Source organism: Pseudomonas sp. P7779, assembly GCF_013386315.1.
In the GTDB taxonomy this organism is placed as follows: Bacteria; Pseudomonadota; Gammaproteobacteria; order Pseudomonadales; family Pseudomonadaceae; genus Aquipseudomonas.
In genome coordinates this window covers 1-18,330 of the sequence record NZ_JACARZ010000096.1, presented here as the reverse complement: position 1 = coordinate 18,330, position 18,330 = coordinate 1, and the positions used below count along the sequence as shown (strand labels likewise).

The 18,330-nt window shown below is 61.2% G+C and carries 19 protein-coding genes; 9 read left to right on the top strand and 10 right to left on the bottom strand.

The genetic code is table 11. The features are described 5' to 3' along the window. Positions 1-9: 9 nt before the first annotated feature. Positions 10-1,437, bottom strand: a complete 1,428-nt coding sequence (gene arcD / locus HX869_RS25635) for an arginine-ornithine antiporter (protein WP_003220056.1) — start codon at positions 1,435-1,437, stop codon at positions 10-12. 413 nt (positions 1,438-1,850) lie between these two features. Here arcD (HX869_RS25635) and arcD (HX869_RS25630) point away from each other — a divergent pair, with 413 nt between their 5' ends. Together arcD (HX869_RS25630) and HX869_RS25625 are read left to right on the top strand one after the other, a co-directional pair. Beyond that, entirely contained in the window at positions 1,851-3,278 is a 1,428-nt protein-coding gene (arcD, locus tag HX869_RS25630; RefSeq protein ID WP_177036755.1) for an arginine-ornithine antiporter, read from the top strand. A gap of 2 nt (positions 3,279-3,280) precedes the next feature. Beyond that, the gene (locus tag HX869_RS25625) at positions 3,281-4,144 is read left to right on the top strand and encodes a DNA-3-methyladenine glycosylase (RefSeq protein WP_008433096.1); all 864 of its coding nucleotides are present in this window, start codon (positions 3,281-3,283) and stop codon (positions 4,142-4,144) included. Between the two features lie 123 nt (positions 4,145-4,267). Here the strand turns inward: HX869_RS25625 and HX869_RS25620 are convergent, their stop codons facing one another. From HX869_RS25620 to HX869_RS25590, 7 genes are all read right to left on the bottom strand, one after another. Next, positions 4,268-5,617 carry a CoA transferase gene (locus tag HX869_RS25620; protein ID WP_178903829.1) on the bottom strand — a complete coding sequence of 450 codons (1,350 nt, stop codon included), beginning with the start codon at positions 5,615-5,617 and terminating at the stop codon, positions 4,268-4,270. Positions 5,618-5,657: 40 nt separating this feature from the next. Beyond that, positions 5,658-7,001 carry a cell wall metabolism sensor histidine kinase WalK gene (locus tag HX869_RS25615; RefSeq protein ID WP_003220063.1) on the bottom strand — a complete coding sequence of 448 codons (1,344 nt, stop codon included), beginning with the start codon at positions 6,999-7,001 and terminating at the stop codon, positions 5,658-5,660. Between the two features lie 65 nt (positions 7,002-7,066). Continuing rightward, positions 7,067-7,531 carry a Spy/CpxP family protein refolding chaperone gene (locus tag HX869_RS25610; RefSeq protein WP_087692654.1) on the bottom strand — a complete coding sequence of 155 codons (465 nt, stop codon included), beginning with the start codon at positions 7,529-7,531 and terminating at the stop codon, positions 7,067-7,069. Positions 7,532-7,775: 244 nt separating this feature from the next. Beyond that, positions 7,776-8,453, bottom strand: a complete 678-nt coding sequence (locus HX869_RS25605) for a response regulator transcription factor (RefSeq protein ID WP_003220065.1) — start codon at positions 8,451-8,453, stop codon at positions 7,776-7,778. A 7-nt stretch (positions 8,454-8,460) separates the two neighbouring features. Then, positions 8,461-8,868, bottom strand: a complete 408-nt coding sequence (locus HX869_RS25600; RefSeq protein ID WP_003220067.1) for a hypothetical protein — start codon at positions 8,866-8,868, stop codon at positions 8,461-8,463. A 106-nt stretch (positions 8,869-8,974) separates the two neighbouring features. Beyond that, a complete protein-coding gene (locus HX869_RS25595) occupies positions 8,975-9,274 on the bottom strand; it encodes a YciI family protein (protein WP_003220069.1) in 300 nt (99 codons plus the stop codon). A 1-nt stretch (position 9,275) separates the two neighbouring features. Beyond that, entirely contained in the window at positions 9,276-9,872 is a 597-nt protein-coding gene (locus HX869_RS25590) for a septation protein A (RefSeq protein WP_003220071.1), read from the bottom strand. Between the two features lie 87 nt (positions 9,873-9,959). Between HX869_RS25590 and HX869_RS25585 the strand changes: the two genes are divergently transcribed. From HX869_RS25585 to rluB, 6 genes are all read left to right on the top strand, one after another. Then, a complete protein-coding gene (locus tag HX869_RS25585) occupies positions 9,960-10,823 on the top strand; it encodes a PHP domain-containing protein (RefSeq protein ID WP_003220073.1) in 864 nt (287 codons plus the stop codon). Positions 10,824-10,836: 13 nt separating this feature from the next. Further along, the gene (locus HX869_RS25580; protein WP_003220075.1) at positions 10,837-11,466 is read left to right on the top strand and encodes an L-threonylcarbamoyladenylate synthase; all 630 of its coding nucleotides are present in this window, start codon (positions 10,837-10,839) and stop codon (positions 11,464-11,466) included. Between the two features lie 120 nt (positions 11,467-11,586). Continuing rightward, positions 11,587-12,285 carry a ScpA family protein gene (locus HX869_RS25575; protein ID WP_173406103.1) on the top strand — a complete coding sequence of 233 codons (699 nt, stop codon included), beginning with the start codon at positions 11,587-11,589 and terminating at the stop codon, positions 12,283-12,285. A gap of 12 nt (positions 12,286-12,297) precedes the next feature. After that, the gene (gene scpB / locus HX869_RS25570) at positions 12,298-13,257 is read left to right on the top strand and encodes an SMC-Scp complex subunit ScpB (protein WP_087692658.1); all 960 of its coding nucleotides are present in this window, start codon (positions 12,298-12,300) and stop codon (positions 13,255-13,257) included. 131 nt (positions 13,258-13,388) lie between these two features. After that, the gene (locus tag HX869_RS25565; RefSeq protein ID WP_008433107.1) at positions 13,389-13,580 is read left to right on the top strand and encodes a DUF1289 domain-containing protein; all 192 of its coding nucleotides are present in this window, start codon (positions 13,389-13,391) and stop codon (positions 13,578-13,580) included. Positions 13,581-13,723: 143 nt separating this feature from the next. Further along, positions 13,724-14,971: a 23S rRNA pseudouridine(2605) synthase RluB gene (gene rluB / locus HX869_RS25560; protein WP_003220080.1), complete on the top strand. Its 1,248-nt coding sequence runs from the start codon at positions 13,724-13,726 to the stop codon at positions 14,969-14,971. A gap of 210 nt (positions 14,972-15,181) precedes the next feature. Here the strand turns inward: rluB and HX869_RS25555 are convergent, their stop codons facing one another. Together HX869_RS25555 and HX869_RS25550 are read right to left on the bottom strand one after the other, a co-directional pair. Next, positions 15,182-16,141: a leucyl aminopeptidase gene (locus HX869_RS25555; RefSeq protein WP_102369770.1), complete on the bottom strand. Its 960-nt coding sequence runs from the start codon at positions 16,139-16,141 to the stop codon at positions 15,182-15,184. Between the two features lie 77 nt (positions 16,142-16,218). Continuing rightward, the gene (locus HX869_RS25550) at positions 16,219-16,356 is read right to left on the bottom strand and encodes a hypothetical protein (RefSeq protein ID WP_003175756.1); all 138 of its coding nucleotides are present in this window, start codon (positions 16,354-16,356) and stop codon (positions 16,219-16,221) included. 525 nt (positions 16,357-16,881) lie between these two features. Between HX869_RS25550 and HX869_RS25545 the strand changes: the two genes are divergently transcribed. Continuing rightward, positions 16,882-18,288 (top strand): amino acid permease, encoded by a 1,407-nt coding sequence (locus HX869_RS25545; protein ID WP_134327224.1) that lies wholly within the window; start codon positions 16,882-16,884, stop codon positions 18,286-18,288. The last annotated feature ends 42 nt before the right edge of the window (positions 18,289-18,330 follow it).

Genomic DNA, 18,330 nt, shown 5'->3' with positions numbered 1-18,330 from the left:
GAACAATGATTACAGGGTCAGGAAGCCGGAGTAGAGGCCATAGCCCGCCACGAGGGCGCCTATGACGACTGCGGCGAAAATCAGCTTCTCGACGTTGGTGAAAATCGGTTTGCCCAATTCATGCTTGGCCATGGCGAACAGGATCACGCCAGGGGCGTAGAGCAGGGCGGACAGCAACAGGTACTTGGTGCCACCGGCGTACAGCAGCCAGACCGCGTAGATCAACGCGATGGCGCCGATCAGCAGGTCTTTCCTGCGTTCGCCCGGGGCGCTTTCATAGGTTTCACCGCGCACCGCCAGCAGCAGTGCATAGGCCGCCGACCACAGGTAAGGCACCAGGATCATCGAGGTGGCGAGGTAGATCAGCGACAGGTAAGTGCTGGCCGAGAACAGCGTGATCACCAGGAAAATCTGCACCATGGCGTTGGTCAGCCACAGGGCGTTGGCCGGCACGTGGTTGGCGTTTTCCTTACGCAGGAACTCCGGCATGGTGTGGTCCTTGGCGGCGGCGAACATGATCTCCGCACACAGCAGCACCCACGACAGCAGCGCCCCCAGCAAGGAAATGATCAAGCCGACGCTGATCAATACCGCGCCCCAGTGACCCACCACGTGCTCCAGCACGGCGGCCATCGACGGGTTTTGCAGCTTGGCCAATTCCGGTTGGGTCATGATCCCCAGGGACAGCACGTTCACCAGCATCAGGAACAGCAGCACGGTGATAAAACCAATCACCGTGGCCTTGCCGACGTCGGAGCGTTTTTCGGCGCGGGACGAGAAGATGCTTGCGCCCTCAATGCCGATGAACACCCAGACGGTGACCAGCATCATGTTGCGCACCTGGTTCATCACGCTGCCCAGGTCCGGGTTTTTCACGCCCCAGATGTCGGCGGTGAAGATGTCCAGCTTGAACGCGAAGAGCGCGATCAACACAAACAGCACCAGTGGCACCACCTTGGCGATGGTGGTGACCAGGTTGATGAACGCGGCTTCCTTGATCCCGCGCAGTACCAGGAAGTGCACGGCCCACAGCAGCACCGACGCGCCGATCACCGCCGCCGGGGTGTTGCCTTCGCCGAAGATGGGGAAGAAGTAACCGAGGGTGCTGAACAGCAGCACGAAATAGCCGACGTTGCCCAACCAGGCACTGATCCAGTAACCCCAGGCGGATGAGAAACCCATGTAGTCGCCAAACCCGGCCTTGGCGTAGGCATAGACCCCGCCGTCGAGGTCGGGCTTGCGATTGGCCAGGGTCTGGAACACGAACGCCAGGGTCAACATGCCCACGGCGGTGATCACCCAACCAATCAGTACCGCGCCGACATCGGCGCTGGCCGCCATGTTTTGCGGCAGTGAGAAGATCCCGCCACCAATCATTGAACCCACGACAAGTGCAACCAGTGCGCCGAGTCGAAGTTTTCCGGGAGATTCAGACATCGCATGACTCCAATGCAGGAGAAGAGAGACCACAGAATAAATCCGTGCGCTAATCAAACAGCTGACTCAGATCACTTCATTGGCACATTCCATTGTGAATTAATGACTTATGATGAAAGGTACGGGCGCTCAAGTGCCTCGCAGAGGCTCGTCGTAGAGCGGTTCTGCGTTTCAAACAACAGGTTTTCTCATTAGCATGGACCTTTGAAGCTAGCCCGTATTTGCAGATATGCAAACTTTTACAGCGCAGCGTTATTTAAATTATAAATTTGCCTTAACGCTGTTTATTGTCATGCCTTTAAGTTATGAAGCCGGCGCCTTTATTGGCTATATCTAATAAACGCTGCGCCGGCTTAATAAGTTAGTTGAGTGCACAGTTGTTGGCTCAATGGTTGTTTTGTTCAGGAGTGTTCATGTCCCAATCCTCGGAAAAGCTGCGCCTCAATGCCTTGATCGCCCTGGTGGTGGGCTCGATGATCGGCGGCGGGATTTTCTCGTTGCCGCAGAACATGGCGGCGCGGGCCGAGGTAGGCGCGGTGTTGATTGGCTGGGGCATTACCGCCGTGGGCATGCTGACCCTGGCCTTTGTGTTCCAGACCCTGGCCAACCGCAAGCCGGAACTGGATTCCGGCGTATACGCGTACGCCAAGGCCGGGTTTGGCGACTACATGGGTTTCTCGTCGGCCTGGGGCTACTGGATCAGTGCCTGGATGGGCAACGTCGGTTACTTCGTGTTGCTATTCAGTACCCTCGGCTACTTTTTTCCGGTGTTCGGTCAGGGCAATACCCCGGTAGCGATTGGCTGCGCATCGGTGTTGTTGTGGGCGGTGCATTTCCTGGTGATGCGCGGGATCAAGGAGGCGGCGTTTATCAACCAGATCACCACCGTGGCCAAGATCGTACCGCTGGTGATGTTTATCGTGATCGCCGCCGTGGCATTCAAGGCCGACATCTTTACCCGGGATATCTGGGGCCTGAGTAATCCGAATTTCGGCGGCGTGGTGGATCAGGTGCGCAACATGATGCTGGTCACGGTGTTTGTGTTTATCGGCATCGAGGGCGCCAGTGTCTACTCGGCGCGGGCCGAGAAACGCTCGGACGTGGGCCGGGCCACGGTCATCGGTTTCCTGGGGGTGTTGGCGCTGCTGGTATTGGTCAACCTGCTGTCGCTCGGGATCATGAGCCAGCCGGAACTGGCCAACCTGCAAAACCCGTCCCTGGCCGGGGTGCTGGAACATATCGTTGGCCCCTGGGGCGCGCTGTTGATCAGCATCGGCCTGGCGGTTTCGTTGCTGGGTGCGCTGCTGTCGTGGGCGTTGCTCTGCGCCGAAATTCTCTACGCCACCGCCCATGACAAAACCATGCCCGCGTTCCTGAAAAAGGAAAACGTCAACCAGGTGCCAGTCAATGCGTTGTGGCTGACCAATGTAATGATCCAGCTGTTCCTGGTGATCACGCTGTTTTCGGAAAGCACCTACACCACCCTGATCTACCTGGCGTCATCGATGATTTTGGTGCCCTACCTGTGGTCGGCGGCGTATGCGGTGCTGTTGAGCGGCCGCGGTGAAACCTACGAAGGCGCCCATGGCGAACGCACCAAGGACCTGCTGGTGAGTCTGGTCGCCCTGGCCTATGCGGTGTGGCTGCTCTACGCCGGTGGCCTGAAGTACTTGCTGCTGTCGGCGCTGCTGTATGCACCGGGCGTGATCCTGTTTGCCCTGGCCAAGCGCGAGCAGGGCCAGCCCTTGTTTACCCATCTGGAAAAAGGCATTTTCGCCTGCGTGATCGCCGGGGCGAGCCTGGCGGCGTATGGGTTGTACAGCGGGGTATTGTCGTTGTGAGAATGCAGCTGGCGTATCAGGCGCCGTATGACTGGGCGGCGATGTTGGGCTTTTTGTCGGCGCGGGCGATCAGCGGGATGGAGACGGTGGACGCAGGCGTTTACTCGCGCAGTATCAGTGTCGACGGTCAGCAGGGTTGGCTCAGTGTGTCACCGGGGGCCGGTGATTGGCTTGAAGTAACGGTGGACTTCCCCGACCCGGCTGCGTTGCCGGAAATTGAGCGGCGGTTACGGGACATGTTTGACCTGTCGGCTGACCCGAAGCGGATCAACCGGCAATTGGCGAATGATCCCTTGATGGCGAGCTTGGTGGCGGCGCGTCCTGGCTTGCGGGTGCCGGGAACCTGGGATGGGCTGGAGTTGGCGATCCGCGCGGTGTTGGGCCAGCAGATTACCGTGGTGGCGGCGATCAAGCTGGCGGGCAAGCTGGTGGCGCAGTACGGCACGCCGCTGGTGACGCCCCATGCCGGTGTGACCCATGTGTTTCCTTCGGCCGAGGTGCTGGCAGCCGCAGATTTGGCAACCCTCGGCATGCCGAAAAGTCGCGGGCGTACCTTGTCGGGCGTGGCCCAGGCGTTGCTGGATGACCCGCAGATTTTCCAGGCGAAGGCGAACCTGAAGGAAGGCGTGGCGCGGTTGGTCGCATTACCCGGGATTGGTGACTGGACGGCGCAGTACATCGCCATGCGCCAGATGCGCGAGCAGGATGCGTTTGCCTCGGGGGATATCGGTTTGATCAATGCGCTGGTGGCGCTGGAAGGCGGGCCGGTGAGCCCGCGCCAGTTGCTGGCGCGGGCTGAGGCCTGGCGACCGCTTAGAGCCTATGCGGCGCAGCATTTGTGGACATCACTGAGCCGCGCGGATTGATTCTGCGTACCTGTGGCGAGGGAGCTTGCTCCCGCTGGGGCGCGAAGCGGCCCCATTGACCCAAAAACTGGGGCCTGCTGCGCAGTCCAGCGGGAGCATGCTCCCTCGCCACAGGATCTTCGGTCACCACTGAGGGCGGTGTGAGCCCAATTCCCCTGCGGGCAAGTCCCACTGCAACGGTGTCCCGCTGATGGTCACCGGGGGCAGCAAGCGGTGGGCCGGGCCCCAGGCGGTTTGCTCCACCACCAAGCCTTGATCACCCGGTTCTTCGGCCCGCAGCGGTAGTTGTTCAGGGACTTGTCCTGCGTCCACCAACAGCTTTGCCGTGCGCGCGAGGGACAACAGTGCCGAACCGCCGCGGCCGGATTTCAAGCGTTCACTCAATGCCTGGATCGCACTGGCCGCCATCAAATACCCGGTGGCGTGGTCCAGCGCCTGCAACGGCAGCGGCACCGGTTTGTCCGAGTTTTTCCACTGCCTGCCAGCCTCGGCAATCCCGGTGCTCATCTGCACCAGGCTGTCGAACCCCCGGCGATTGCGCCACGGGCCGCTCCAGCCGTAAGCGTTGAGGCTGGCGTCGATCAGGCCAGGCGCGAGGGCTTGCAGCGCAGCCTCACCGTAGCCCAACTGTTCCAGTGCATCGGCGCGATAGCCGTGCAGCAGAATGTCGGTGTTCTTGAGCAGGTTTTCGAAGATCAGGCGGTCGTCGGGGTTTTTCAGGTCCAGGCGGGCGCAACGTTTGCCCAGGGTCATTTCCGGCACCACGCCGGGTTCGTTCCAGTCAGGGGAGTCGATGCGCAGTACATCGGCGCCGAGGCCAGCCAGAAAACGGCTGGCGGTGGGGCCGGCCAATACGCGCGTCAGGTCCAGCACCTTGATGCCCGCCAGCGGCCTTGCCACCGAGCCCAGCCAGGGTTTGTCGCTGAGGGCTGCAAAGGTCTGGCGATGGACCAGCGGTTCCTGATTGACCGCCAAGCCTTGTGGATGAACTTGCCAGTCTTGCCATGAGCGCATCTGCGCCGCACAGCCGTTCGCCTCGACAATCGCCTGTTCCAGCTCGGCAGCGGTCCATGGCGCAACCTTCGCGGCCATTGCTTCACGGTCAGCGACCTGCCCGAGTACGCGCTCGGCGGCGGCACGGTGATGCGGTGCATTGGTGTGCAGGCGAATCCAGCCATCGGTGCAGGCGTAGTCGCCGGCAATCGGGTCCCACAGCGGTGGGGTGGTCCAGCCGTCGGGGCGCAGCGAGGAGGAGAACCAGAACGAGGCGAGGCGCCGGTCCACGGTCACCGAGGGCAGGCGCCCGGTTTGCTGCAACAGCAACTGGGCGACCGCCTGGCCCGCGGCACCGATGCTGGCGCTGGCCAGTTCGGTGACGGCAAAGGTCGAGGGCAGGGCGCCGACTTCGGTTACGGCCAGTGGGGTGACGGGTAAATCGAGTGCTTCCTGGATGGGGGTGAGCAGATCAGTCATCAAAGGCCCTCCTAATGAGAAGGACCATCATAGAAGATCATCAGGGTTGAATGACAACCCCAGGCTCCAGCGGTAGATCCACGCTGGCGATAAAGCCGCCGCCTTGATGATTGGCCAGGATCAGGCTGCCGCCATGGCGCTCTGCGGCGCGCCGCGCAATGGCCAGGCCCAGGCCATGGCCCTGGGCGGTTTGCCCCGGGGCGCGGTAAAACGGCTCGCCGAGTTGGCTCAGGTGTTCGGCATCCACGCCGGGGCCGTGGTCGCGCACACTGATCACAATGCGTTCGCCCTGGCGTCTGGCTTCCATTTCAATCGGTTGCCCGGGCGGGTTGAAGCGTTGGGCGTTGCGCAGCAGGTTATCCACCGCGCGTTCGATCATGGTCGGCCAGCCCTTGAGGTGCAGCCCGGCCTCGGCATCCAGTTGCACGGGTTGGTCCGGCGCGCCGAGCAAGGCGTCTTTTTGCAGGGTCCGGAGCAACGGGTTGAGGTCGATGTCTTCGGCACTGGCGTTATCAGCGTCCACCCGGGCGAGTACCAGGATTTCGCTGATCAGCGCTTCCAGGCGGTCGCATTCGCGGGTCAGGCGCGGCCAGAGTTTTTCCCGCGCTTCGGGCGTGGCCCGTTCTGCCAGGGCCAGGGCGATCCGCAGGCGGGCCAGGGGCGAGCGCAGTTCGTGGGACACATCCCGCAGCAACTGGCGCTGGCTGCCGATCAGGCTTTGCAGGCGGGCGCCCATGCGGTTGAAGTCGGTGGCCAGTACGCCGAATTCATCGCGACGGTTGGCCAGCCGCGCCAGGCTGTTCTGCTGATAGGTGGTCTGGCCCAGGTCGTGCACTGCGCCGCGCAGGCGGCTGAGGGGGCGGGTGATGGACAACGTCACCAACAGGCTGAACAGGGTCAGCACCACCAGCGCAATCGCCAGGGCACTTAACGGCCAGAGCAGGCTGCTGCGGTGCCAGGCGTCCAGTTCCGGGTGGGGAATGCGGTAGATCAGCAGGTAGGTGTCGCCGGTTTTTTCGCTGGTGTACTCGGCGGTCAGCCGGCGCCAGGGCAGGTGGCGGTCCTGGCTGTCGTTTTGCCGGGCTTCGAGGGCGGCGGCGCGGCGCGGGAAAGTGCCGCGCACCACAGGCTCGCCGCTTTCGTTAAGCACTTGCACGTCAATGTGGTACTGACGCTTGCGCTGCTGCAGCAGCTCCTGGGCGGCGTCTTCGCCCTGGGCCTCGTAAAGCTGCGTCCATTCCTGCGCGAGGTTATTGAGCCCGGGGTGGCGGCTGAGAATCCAGGCGTCCTGGTTGAGCATATGCCCAAGCAGGATCGACAACCCGGCAACCAGGGCGATGGCCAGCCAGAAGCTGGCAAGGACGCGCCAGAACAATGAACGCACAAGAAATCCTCAAACAGGAAAAGCCCAGCGGCGGTGGCCACTGGGCTGGGAGTGAAGCTAGATCATTATTGCGCTTTTTGCGGCTGCTGGGCTTTCCAGGCCTGGAATTCCTTCCACTCGGCGCGGCGCTCGGCTTGTTTCTTCACGATCTCGTCGAATTTCTTCTGTTGATCGGGTTTCAGCACGGCACGGATGTCGGTCTGGGTTTTCTGCTTGGCGGCCGCCATTTCGTCTTTCATGGCTTTCTGATCAGCGGCTGGCAGTTTGTCCAGGTACTTGCGCACCAACTCTTTGCGAGCGTGCCATTGCTGGCCCATCAACTTGCCGATCTGCTGGCGCTGTTCAGGGCTCAGGTCCAGCTGGCTGAAAGGGCCACCTTTGCCCCGCATGCCGTGTTCACCGCCGTGACCTGGGCCACCCATCATGTGGCCTTCAGGACCGCCCATCGGGCCTGGGCCTTCTGGCGCAGCGGCCATGGCAACGGTTGGCAGGGCAGCAGCGAACATCAAAGCGATAAGGGTCTTGCGCATGGTGATTCTCCTGTCTCTATTCCGGTGAGTCCGGATGTGAGTAGATTACGGAGATCAAGGTCAGCGGCAGTCAGGGGACGGTAAAGCTTGGGTAAAGAGGATTTTGGGCGGGGCTGACAAAACTATTGGCGACCGTAGCAGCTGTCGAGCCTTGGCGAGGCTGCGAGGCAGGCGCTGCGGTCTGACACATGTACCGAGGCGATGCTGTCGCAGCCTCGCCGAGGCTCGACAGCGGCTACGCGGGCTAGAGGCTGTAGTAATAGCCGCGGCTACGCAGCGCCACGATCCGTGGCCGGCCATCCGGGTGCGGGCCGATCTTCTTGCGCAGGTTGCTGACGTGCATGTCCAGGCTGCGGTCATACAGGGTCAGCTTGCGGCCCAGGGCGATTTGCGCCAGTTCCTGCTTGTCCAGCGGCTCGCCGGGCTGGCGCAGCAAGGCTTCCAGCAGGCGGCTTTCGGACACGGTCAGGGCAAATTCCTGTTCATCGATAGTGACCACGCCACGCACCGGGCTGAAGCACAGGTCGCCCAGCTCCAGCTGAGTGGACACGGCGGCCGGGTGGCTGCGGCGCAGCACGGCGCGCAGGCGCGCGGTCAGTTCACGAGGATCGCAGGGTTTGGCCAGGTAGTCGTCGGCGCCCAGTTCCAGGCCGAGGATCCGGTCCAGGGGTTCGCCCCTGGCCGAGAGCATCAGCACCGGCAGTTCCGGGTGGTCGCTGCGCAATTGCTTGAGCAACTCCAGGCCGCTGCCGTCGGGCAGCATCACGTCGAGCACGACGGCCGCCGGGGCGGCTTCGGCCAATGCCTTGCGGGCGCTCAAGCCGTCATGGCAGGCGCGTACCTGGAAACCTTCCTGGCTCAACCAACTGGTCAGCAGCTCACAGAGCTCCTGGTCATCATCTATCAGTAACAGCTCGCTCATGACTCACTCAATTTAGCCATTGTCGACGGCGCCGGTGCCCGCCACTGGCGAAGATCCCGCATAACAGGGCGATCAGCGCGACTGCCCCGCCGGTCACGAACCATTGTTGTTGCTCGGTAAGCCAGCGTGGCAAGGCACTGCCCTGTGCTTCTTTGAGTTGCTGGACCAGGCGTTGGTTCTCCTGGCGCAGTTTACTCAGTTGGGTACTTTCCCGCGTGGCGTCAGCACTTTGCAATTGCTTGCTCAGCTCATCGCGCTGGCGTTCGCTCTCTTTCAAACGTTGCTGCAAATCGGTGATCTGGCTGCCGGCACTCAAGGACAGGGGCGTGGAACTGCCGGTGTTCGAGGTTTCTTCAGCGTGGGCCGTAGCCCCGATCATTAACACTGCCAACAGACACAACTGACGTAAGCGCATCGGAACTCCTGATTCCACACGAATATTCAGAACGTTGTCGGCAGGTTACCGGGAATAATGAGCGTTTAGGAGTGCGCTGAAGCCATTTGGTTCAGCGCGCAACGAATCAAGGCAGGACTTGCTTGAACGGTTTGACCAGCACCTGGGCGTACACGCCGGCCGCTACATACGGATCAGCATCGGCCCAGGCTTGTGCCGCCGCCAGGGAGGCGAACTCGACAACCACCAGGCTACCGGTGAAGCCGGCATCTCCCGGGTCGTTGCTGTCTACCGCAGGATGCGGGCCGGCCAGTACCAGGCGGCCTTCGGCTTGCAGCTGTTTCAGGCGCTCGACGTGGGCCGGGCGTACGGACAGGCGTTTTTCCAGGGAGTTGGCGACGTCGGTGGAAATGATGGCGTAGAGCATGTCAGTCCTCGGTTTTCGGCGTGGTAGGGTCGGTGTCATGCAGGTGGCGCGACAGGTAGATACCCTGGCCGACCAGGAACAGCACGGTCATGCCCAGGCTGCCGAACACCTTGAAGTCCACCCAGTAGCTCTGGAAGGTAAAGGCGACGAACAGGTTGGCGGCGCCGCAGAACAGGAAAAACACGATCCAGGCGATGTTCAGGCGGGTCCACACCGGGTCTGGCAAGGTCAGCGCGTGGCCCATGATCCGCTTGATCAGCAGGCGATCACCGATGAAGTGGCTGCCGATAAAGGCCAGGGCGAACAGCCAGTTGACCACCGGGGCTTTCCATTTAAGGAAGGTTTCGCTGTGGAAGGCCAGGGTCAGGCTGCCGAACACAAGGCAGGCGACCAGGGTCAGCCACTGGCTTTTTTCCAGCTTGCGCTGGGAGATGAAGAGCGCGCCGTAGACCACCACGGAGCTGATGATCAGCACCGCCGTGGCGCTGTAGATGCCGCCGAGGGTCAGCTCGTGGCCGGCAAGATCGATAACGCGAGGGTCGGTTTTGTAAACGATGAAAAACAGCAACAGCGGGATGAAGTCGATGAATTGTTTCACAGTAAGAGCCAGAAGCTGGATGTGGCGGCATAATAACAAACATCCTTGGTAGCGAAAGCGCCAGCTGACTTGAGGTTACACACTCCCGTGAATGTTGATTTGCACTGCCATAGCACAGCCTCCGACGGCGCCCTGGCGCCCGCGGTCCTGGTTGCGCGTGCGTTTGAAAAAGGCGTGCGAGTCCTGTCGTTGACCGACCACGACACCCTCGAAGGCCTGGCAGAGGCCCGCGAGGCGGCGCATGCGTTGGGCATGCAACTGGTCAACGGGGTTGAATTGTCCTGCACCTGGGGCGGCGCAACCATCCACGTATTGGGCTACGGTTTCGACGTCAACGCGCCGCCGCTGGTGGAGGCCATCGCCAAATTGCACGATGGCCGCTGGCTGCGGTCCGAAGAAATAAGCCGCAAGCTGGCCCTCAAGGGCATGCCCAACGGCCTGGAAGGCGCCCGCGCCATCCAGCAGGAACTGGGTGACAGCGGCAACGCCCCGGCCCGCCCGCACTTTGCCGACTGGATGGTGCGTGAAGGTTTTGTGAAGGATCGCGCCGAAGCGTTCCGCAAATGGCTGGGTGCCGGCAAGCTGGGGGACGTCAAGCAACACTGGCCAACCCTGGAAGACACCGTTGGCACACTGCGGGCAGCAGGTGCCTGGGTCAGCCTGGCGCATCCGTGGCATTACGATTTCACCCGCAGCAAGCGTCGCAAGCTGATTGGCGACTATATTGGAGCGGGCGGCCACGCAATCGAAGTGGTCAACGGGCATCAACCCGCCGAGCAGGTAGGCAGCCTGGCGATTCTTGCCCGCGAATTTGGTCTGCTGGTCAGCGCCGGCAGTGATTTTCATGGCCCCGGCGGCTGGTCCGAGATTGGCGAGTACCGCGCCGTTCCGGAAGATTTGCCGCCCCTTTGGTGTCGCTTCAAACATGACCCCATTATTGCCACCGTCTGAACAGGTAGAACACGTGAGTCAATTCTTCCAGATTCATCCGGAAAACCCGCAGGCGCGCCTGATCAAACAGGCCGTGGAGATCATCCGTGCCGGTGGCGTGGTGATCTACCCCACGGATTCGTCCTACGCCATCGGTTGCCAGATCGGCGACAAGAATGCGGTCGAGCGCGTAAGACGCCTGCGTGACCTGGACAAGAACCACAACTTCGCACTGATTTGCAGCGACCTGTCCCAGCTGGGGCTGTTCGCCAAGGTCGACACCGGCACCTTCCGCCTGCTCAAGGCGCACACGCCGGGGCCCTACACCTTCATCCTCAACGCCACCCGCGAAGTGCCGCGCCTGCTGCTGCACCCGAAGAAGCGCACCATTGGCCTGCGGGTGCCGGAACACCCGATCGCCCTGGCGCTGCTGGCCGAACTCGGTGAGCCGCTGATGAGTGTGTCACTGATCCTGCCGGGGGAAGAAGAGCCGTTGTACGACCCTTATGAAATGCGCCGGCTGCTGGAAAAACACGTCGACCTGATCATCGACGGCGGCTACGGCGGCAACAAGGCCTCCACCGTGATCAACCTGGCCGACGGCGAGCCGGAAGTGGTGCGTGTGGGGTGTGGCGACCCGGCACCGTTCATGGTCGAGGCCTGAATGTCGGCCGTGGAAACCGTCGACAGCCAGGCGGGCGCCCAGCAGGAACTGCCATTTGCCATGGTCTACGGCCAGGCCGTGATGGAAATGCCGCTGGACCTGTACATCCCGCCGGATGCGCTGGAAGTCTTCCTCGAAGCCTTCGAAGGTCCGCTGGACTTGCTGCTGTACCTGATCCGCAAGCAGAACATCAATATCCTCGACATCCCGGTGGCGGAAATCACCCGCCAGTACATGGGCTACGTCGAACTGATGCAGACCGTGCGCCTGGAACTGGCCGCCGAATACCTGGTGATGGCCGCGATGCTCGCGGAGATCAAGTCACGCATGCTGCTGCCGCGCTCGGAGACTATCGAGGCGGAAGAGGATGACCCCCGCGCCGAACTGATCCGCCGCCTGCAGGAGTACGAGCGCTTCAAGGCCGCGGCCGAAGGCATCGACGGTTTGAGCCGGGTCGGCCGCGATGTGGTGGTGCCCAAGCTCGACGCCCCGGAAGCCCGGGCGCGCAAGCTGCTGCCGGACGTGAGCCTGGAAGAGTTGCTGATGTCCATGGCCGAAGTACTGCGCCGTGGCGATATGTTTGAAAGCCACCAGGTCAGCCGCGAGGCACTGTCCACCCGCGAGCGCATGAGTGATGTGCTGGATCGCCTCAAGGGCGGCGGGTTTGTGCCGTTTGTCGAGCTGTTTACCAAGGAAGAAGGGCGCCTGGGGGTAGTCGTGACCTTTATGGCGATCCTTGAGCTGGTCAAGGAATCCTTGGTCGAGCTGGTCCAGAATGAGCCTTTTGCGGCTATCCACGTGCGGGCGCGAGCCGAATAAAGAGCTGAATCGATGAATCTGACTGAACCCCGCGAACTGGCTCCGCTGCTGGAAGCCTTTCTCCTGGCCTCGGGCAAGCCGCAATCCCTGGAGCGCCTGTTCGAACTGTTTGAAGAAGCCGAGCGCCCTGAGCCGCCGGTGTTCAAGAAGGCCCTGGAGATTCTGCGCAAGTCCTGCGACGGCCGTGCCTTCGAGCTGCGGGAAGTGGCTTCCGGGTATCGCCTGCAAATTCGCGAGAAGTTTTCGCCGTGGGTCGGCCGCCTGTGGGAAGAACGCCCGCAGCGCTATTCCCGCGCGATGCTGGAAACCATGGCGCTGATCGCCTATCGCCAGCCGATCACCCGGGGCGAGATCGAAGACGTGCGCGGCGTCGCGGTCAACAGCCATATCGTCAAGACGTTGCTGGAGCGGGAGTGGATCAGGATCGTTGGCTACCGCGACGTGCCCGGCAAGCCGGCGATGTTTGCCACTACCAAGGTGTTCCTCGACCACTTCAACCTGAAAAACCTCGACGACTTGCCGCCGCTGGCCGAGCTGCGGGAGATGGAGCCGGACCCGGTCCTGGATTTCGACGACGCACCGGTGCCCGCCGGGTTGCAGGAGCTGGCCGACGCCAGCGCCGAGCCGGAAGAGCCGAAGGACGAAACCAGTTTCCACACATTGTTGCTGGAACTGGATGACATGGAGCAGGGCATCAAGACTGACTTCGATGACTTGCTGCGTGATGGTGCGGTCAGTGACGGCGAGCCGGAGCCTGCGTTGCAACTGAACGTTGAGGTTGAGCTGCCAGTCGAAGTTGAAGATGAGCCCGAGCCTGAACCCGAGGAGGACATCCTCGGCGTCGCCGAAGCCCGTGCCAAACTGCTGGCCGCCGTCGCAGCGCTCGAACAACCGCCGCTGAGCGACGAAGAAGACGAAGCCCGCGCCCTGGCCGAAGCCATCGAAAACGAGCGCCGCCAATTCGAAGACTGACGCAGAAAAAAATGTGGGAGCGGGCTTGCTCGCGAATGCGGTGGGTCAGCCAAGCATCCGGCGACTGACACACTGCATTCGCGAGCAAGCCCGCTCCCACATTTGGATTGTCGCCAGCAAGGAGAACTCAAATGAGCTCCACCAAAGACCCCTGCATCAGCGTCTGCAAATTCACCGATGACATCTGCGTGGGCTGCGGGCGCAGCAAGCGCGAGATCCGTGCCTGGAAGAAACTCGACAAGGTCGACAAGCGCACGGTACTCGCCGAAGCCGAGCTGCGCCTGCTGGCGCTGGGTGCCACCGGTCGGCGGAAAGGCAAATGAGCCTGCACTTATCGACTAGTCTCTGATGCGCAACGCGCGCCATGAGCGTATGATTCGCGACCCTTTGGCGATGCGTTCGCCAAAAGCCCAGCTTTTACTATCTTCAGGCCAAGCCTGAATCGACACACCGGGAGGTGCTTAAGATGAGTGACCAAGACCAGAACGACACCCAGGAAATCGGCCCCGCAGGCGAAAAACTGCAGAAAGTCCTCGCCCGTATCGGCGTAGGCTCGCGCCGCGACGTAGAAGCCTGGATCACCCAGAAGCGCATCAAGGTCAACGGCGTTGAAGCCACCCTTGGCCAGCGCGTCGACCTGCACGATGCCATCACCATTGATGGCAAGGTCATCAAGCGTGAAGAGGCCGCCGAATCGGTGCGCCGCGTCATCATGTACAACAAGCCTGATGGCGAAATCTGCACCCGTGACGACCCGGAAGGCCGTCCAACCGTATTCGACAAGATGCCGCGCCCCAAAGAAGGCCGCTGGATCAACATCGGTCGTCTCGACATCAACACCACCGGCTTGCTGATGTTCACCACCGACGGTGAGCTGGCCAACCGCCTGATGCACCCTTCCTACGAGATGGACCGTGAATACGCGGTACGTGTGCGTGGTGAAGTCGATGACGAAATGATCGAGCGCTTGAAAGCCGGCGTCGTGCTGGAAGACGGCCCGGCCAGGTTCACCGACATCAAGCAGGCGCCGGGCGGCGAAGGCTTCAACCATTGGTACCACTGCGTGGTGATGGAAGGCCGTAACCGTGAAGTACGTCGCCTGTGGGAATCCCAGGGCCTGGTGGTCAGCCGCCTGAAGCGCGTGCGTTTCGGCCCGGTGTTCCTCAACTCCGACCTGCCGATGGGCCGCTGGCGCGAAATGAGCCAGTACGAAGTCGACATCCTCAGTGCCGAAGTCGGCCTGACGCCGGTGGCCATGCCGCAGATGAACGCCAAGAGCAAAGACAAGCTTGAGCGTATGCAGCGTAAATCGTCGCGTCCGGTGGCGCGTACCGACCGTGTTGCCCGCACCCTGCGCCCTGCGCTGGATGCACCGGCCACGGGCGGCCGCATCTCCCGCGAGCCGCACATCGAAGGCGAGCGTCGTCCTTCGGCACCGCCCCGTCAGGATGGCGAACGTGCGCCGCGCGCACCGCGTCCAGCCGGTCGTGGTGATGCACCTGCTGGCGGTCGCGGTAACCGTGGCGAGTCTGGTCGTGGTGCTCCGGCTGCGGGCCGTGCCGACGACAGCGCCAGCACCAAACGTCCAGCCAAGCCATCGCCGAAAAAGCGCCCGGGCCTGAAGCTGGTCGATGACGCGCCATCGGGCAAGCGTCGTGGTGCACCGGCCGGTTCCGGCCAGCGTCCAGGTTTTGGTCGCAAGAAGCCGCAGTGATTCGTTAAGCGCTGCATAAAAACGCCAACCCTCGGGTTGGCGTTTTTTTTGGCCTGGATTTGGAACCTGCTCTATGAGCAAAGCAGGTCCATTGTGGGAGCGGGCTTGCTCGCGAATGCGGTGTATCAGTTGATACATCCAGTGACTGACCCACCGCATTCGCGAGCAAACCCGCTCCCACAGTTGATCTCCATTGTTTTGGCGGGCGTGTCAGAACATGAAAGCCCCATCGAACACGGGTTTATCGTCGAGGGCCAACACGCCGCTGGCGAAGATCAGGTCCAGGTGGTGGCTGCCTTTCTGCCCGCCACCCAATCCCAGGTGCAGCCCGCAATGACGCTCTTCAAAGCCGGCGTTGCGCGCATACAAATCCTTCACGCCTTCATTGGTGCCAATGCCCAGTTCTTCCACCCGGCGATTGGACGGGTTGGCATTCAGGTATTTGTTGAAGTCATCCGCCAGCCCCGGCACTTCGCTGGCCACGGTGCAGATGGTCGAGTTCTCGATCCACAGTTCCAGCGGTGATTGCAGCACGCCGTATTTACGCGCAAAGGGAATGGTGCTGAGGAAGGTGCCGACAAACCGCACCTGGCCGTTGATGGCCTCGCTGTGGGTCGCGATCTCGCCGGGTGCCAGGTCGTGGTTGCCGATGCCGTTGATATTGGTCCACTTCTTGATGCTGCTCATGGGCGCTTCAAGGCGCGAGCCATGCTGGTCGGTGAAGCTCAGCACGCTGGCCTGGGACATGCGCCGGATCAACGTGGCGTTGAGGTCGGCAATTCGCTGTGGGGCGACGCTGAAGGTGTCGTAGAAATAGTCGCCGTAGTCCTTGAGCAGCAGGGATTTTTTCCAGTGCTCGGCCATCACGCCTTGCAGGGCACGGATAAAGTCCGGGCCTTCGGCGCGTGGGTTGGGCAGGGTCGAGGAATCGTAGAGAAACATGTACAGGTCACAGTCTTCGATGGCCTTGGCCAGCGCTTCGCAGGGGGCCTGGTCCAGGCGTTGTACCTGGAAGTCGAAGCGGGCAGCGCTGCCCTGGATGATCGACTGGGCGATGGCGTCGTAGCGTTCGGTATGGCCAAGCAAAATGGTGGGGCGGTGCAGGCCGGCGAGGGCCGGGTGATGGGCGAGGTAATACAGAAAATGTTCGACGGCGCGGGCCTTGTCCATGACGTCCTTCCTTCAAAGCCTTCGGTAGGAGCAGTGGCAGGTGCGGCGTCCCGCACCTGCCGGGGTGCCTGATCAGATTAGAAAGGCCACATCGCGGTGCCGAACGGCACGACGGCATCGGCTTGCATCATTTCAACGGCGGCCTCATGGGTCGGCGCTTCAAACCAATCGTCGAGTTGCAGTTCGGTTTCCAGGTCATTTTCCAGTGCTTGCATGGTGAATCTCCTAGATGACGTTGTTTGAGAACGAGCTTGCCAGCTTGCTGCGCTGGGCAAGTGGATGAACCTAGAAGAGAGTGTTTGGGATTGCAAAATTTTTATTGACACGGTTCCATTTGGATTTTTTATTCCGTTTTGATGGCGATTTGGTTTATGTCGATGAAACAGAGAGTTGGTTGCATCGTTTTGTAGGAATCGTCCTTTCGTCAACTTCTCGTTATCTGAAAGAATTTTCCTGATGTCCCTCCTATCTGCCGCACCGCATCCTGTCAGCCCAGACAGGTTTGGCGGTGTACAATGCGCCGCGTTTTACTGTGATCCCACTCTCTCAGGGCTATCCGCCTTGTTCATTCCGCCTGGCCACAAGCCCGTCGGGTTCGATTTCGTCACAGATAAAAACAACAGGTGACGTATGACCGTAAGAAAAAACGCTGGACCGGGGTTTGATCGGCGCTGCTGTAGCCCGTTACCAAAGCAGCACCCCTCCATGAGCACCCTCAAACCTTGCGTGAGACCCTTTCCATGAGTGAAGCCAACTCGCATTCAGGCGAACTGAAGCGCGGCCTGAAAAATCGCCATATCCAACTGATCGCCCTCGGTGGCGCGATTGGCACCGGGTTGTTCCTGGGGTCGGCCGGCGTGCTGAAATCCGCCGGGCCGTCGATGATCCTCGGGTATGCCATCTGCGGCTTTATTGCCTTCATGATCATGCGCCAGCTGGGCGAGATGATCGTCGAAGAGCCGGTGGCCGGTTCCTTCAGCCACTTTGCCCACAAGTATTGGGGCGGTTTCGCCGGCTTCCTGTCGGGCTGGAACTGCTGGATTTTGTACATCCTGGTGGGCATGTCGGAGCTGACGGCAGTTGGCAAGTATGTGCACTACTGGTGGCCCGAGATCCCGACCTGGGTGTCGGCGGCGGCGTTTTTTGTGTTGATCAATGTGATCAATCTTTCCAACGTCAAAGTCTTCGGCGAGGCCGAGTTCTGGTTTGCGATCATCAAGGTGGTCGCCATTGTCGGGATGATCGCCCTGGGCAGTTACCTGTTGGTGAGTGGCACCGGCGGGCCACAAGCCTCGGTGACCAACCTGTGGGAGCACGGCGGGTTCTTTCCCCATGGCGTGGGTGGTTTGGTGATGGCCATGGCGATCATCATGTTCTCGTTTGGCGGCCTGGAGATGCTCGGGTTTACTGCGGCTGAGGCGGACAAGCCACGCACGGTGATTCCGAAGGCGATCAACCAGGTGATCTACCGGATCCTGATTTTCTACATCGGCGCGTTGGTGGTGCTGTTGTCGTTGACGCCTTGGGACAGCTTGCTGGAGACCCTGAATGCCTCCGGGGACGCCTATAGCGGCAGTCCGTTTGTGCAGGTGTTTTCGATGTTGGGCAGTAACACGGCAGCGCATATTCTCAACTTTGTGGTGCTGACGGCGGCGTTGTCGGTCTACAACAGCGGCACTTACTGCAATAGCCGGATGCTGTTGGGGATGGCCGAGCAGGGTGATGCGCCGCGGGCATTGGCGAAGATCGACAAGCGCGGGGTGCCGGTGCGGTCGATTCTGGCGTCGGCGGCGATTACGCTGGTAGCGGTGTTGATGAATTACCTGATTCCGCAGCATGCGCTGGAGTTGTTGATGTCGCTGGTGGTGGCGACCCTGGTGATCAACTGGGCGATGATCAGTTTTTCGCATTTCAAGTTTAGGCAGCATATGGATCGGACGGGGCAGGTGCCGTTGTTCAAGGCGCTTTGGTATCCGTATGGGAATTATGTTTGCCTGGCGTTTGTGGTGTTTATTCTTGGGGTGATGCTGCTGATTCCGGGGATTCAGGTGTCGGTGTATGCGATTCCGGTTTGGGTGGTGTTTATGTGGGTTTGTTATGGGATCAAGAACAGGCGCAAGGCTCGGGAGGGGGTGGTGTTGAGTTGATGGTGTACATATCCGTTTCTTCGGTAACGGCGACTTATGGTT

What these genes read in the sequence shown, in the direction of transcription:
- arcD (WP_003220056.1), bottom strand. Translation starts at nt 1,437, where the DNA reads ATGTCTGAATCTCCCGGAAAACTTCGACTCGGCGCACTGGTTGCACTT.
- arcD (WP_177036755.1), top strand. Translation starts at nt 1,851, where the DNA reads ATGTCCCAATCCTCGGAAAAGCTGCGCCTCAATGCCTTGATCGCCCTG.
- HX869_RS25625 (WP_008433096.1), top strand. Translation starts at nt 3,281, where the DNA reads ATGCAGCTGGCGTATCAGGCGCCGTATGACTGGGCGGCGATGTTGGGC.
- HX869_RS25620 (WP_178903829.1), bottom strand. Translation starts at nt 5,617, where the DNA reads ATGACTGATCTGCTCACCCCCATCCAGGAAGCACTCGATTTACCCGTC.
- HX869_RS25610 (WP_087692654.1), bottom strand. Translation starts at nt 7,531, where the DNA reads ATGCGCAAGACCCTTATCGCTTTGATGTTCGCTGCTGCCCTGCCAACC.
- HX869_RS25605 (WP_003220065.1), bottom strand. Translation starts at nt 8,453, where the DNA reads ATGAGCGAGCTGTTACTGATAGATGATGACCAGGAGCTCTGTGAGCTG.
- HX869_RS25600 (WP_003220067.1), bottom strand. Translation starts at nt 8,868, where the DNA reads ATGCGCTTACGTCAGTTGTGTCTGTTGGCAGTGTTAATGATCGGGGCT.
- HX869_RS25595 (WP_003220069.1), bottom strand. Translation starts at nt 9,274, where the DNA reads ATGCTCTACGCCATCATTTCCACCGACGTCGCCAACTCCCTGGAAAAA.
- scpB (WP_087692658.1), top strand. Translation starts at nt 12,298, where the DNA reads ATGAATCTGACTGAACCCCGCGAACTGGCTCCGCTGCTGGAAGCCTTT.
- HX869_RS25565 (WP_008433107.1), top strand. Translation starts at nt 13,389, where the DNA reads ATGAGCTCCACCAAAGACCCCTGCATCAGCGTCTGCAAATTCACCGAT.
- rluB (WP_003220080.1), top strand. Translation starts at nt 13,724, where the DNA reads ATGAGTGACCAAGACCAGAACGACACCCAGGAAATCGGCCCCGCAGGC.
- HX869_RS25555 (WP_102369770.1), bottom strand. Translation starts at nt 16,141, where the DNA reads ATGGACAAGGCCCGCGCCGTCGAACATTTTCTGTATTACCTCGCCCAT.
- HX869_RS25550 (WP_003175756.1), bottom strand. Translation starts at nt 16,356, where the DNA reads ATGCAAGCACTGGAAAATGACCTGGAAACCGAACTGCAACTCGACGAT.
- HX869_RS25545 (WP_134327224.1), top strand. Translation starts at nt 16,882, where the DNA reads ATGAGTGAAGCCAACTCGCATTCAGGCGAACTGAAGCGCGGCCTGAAA.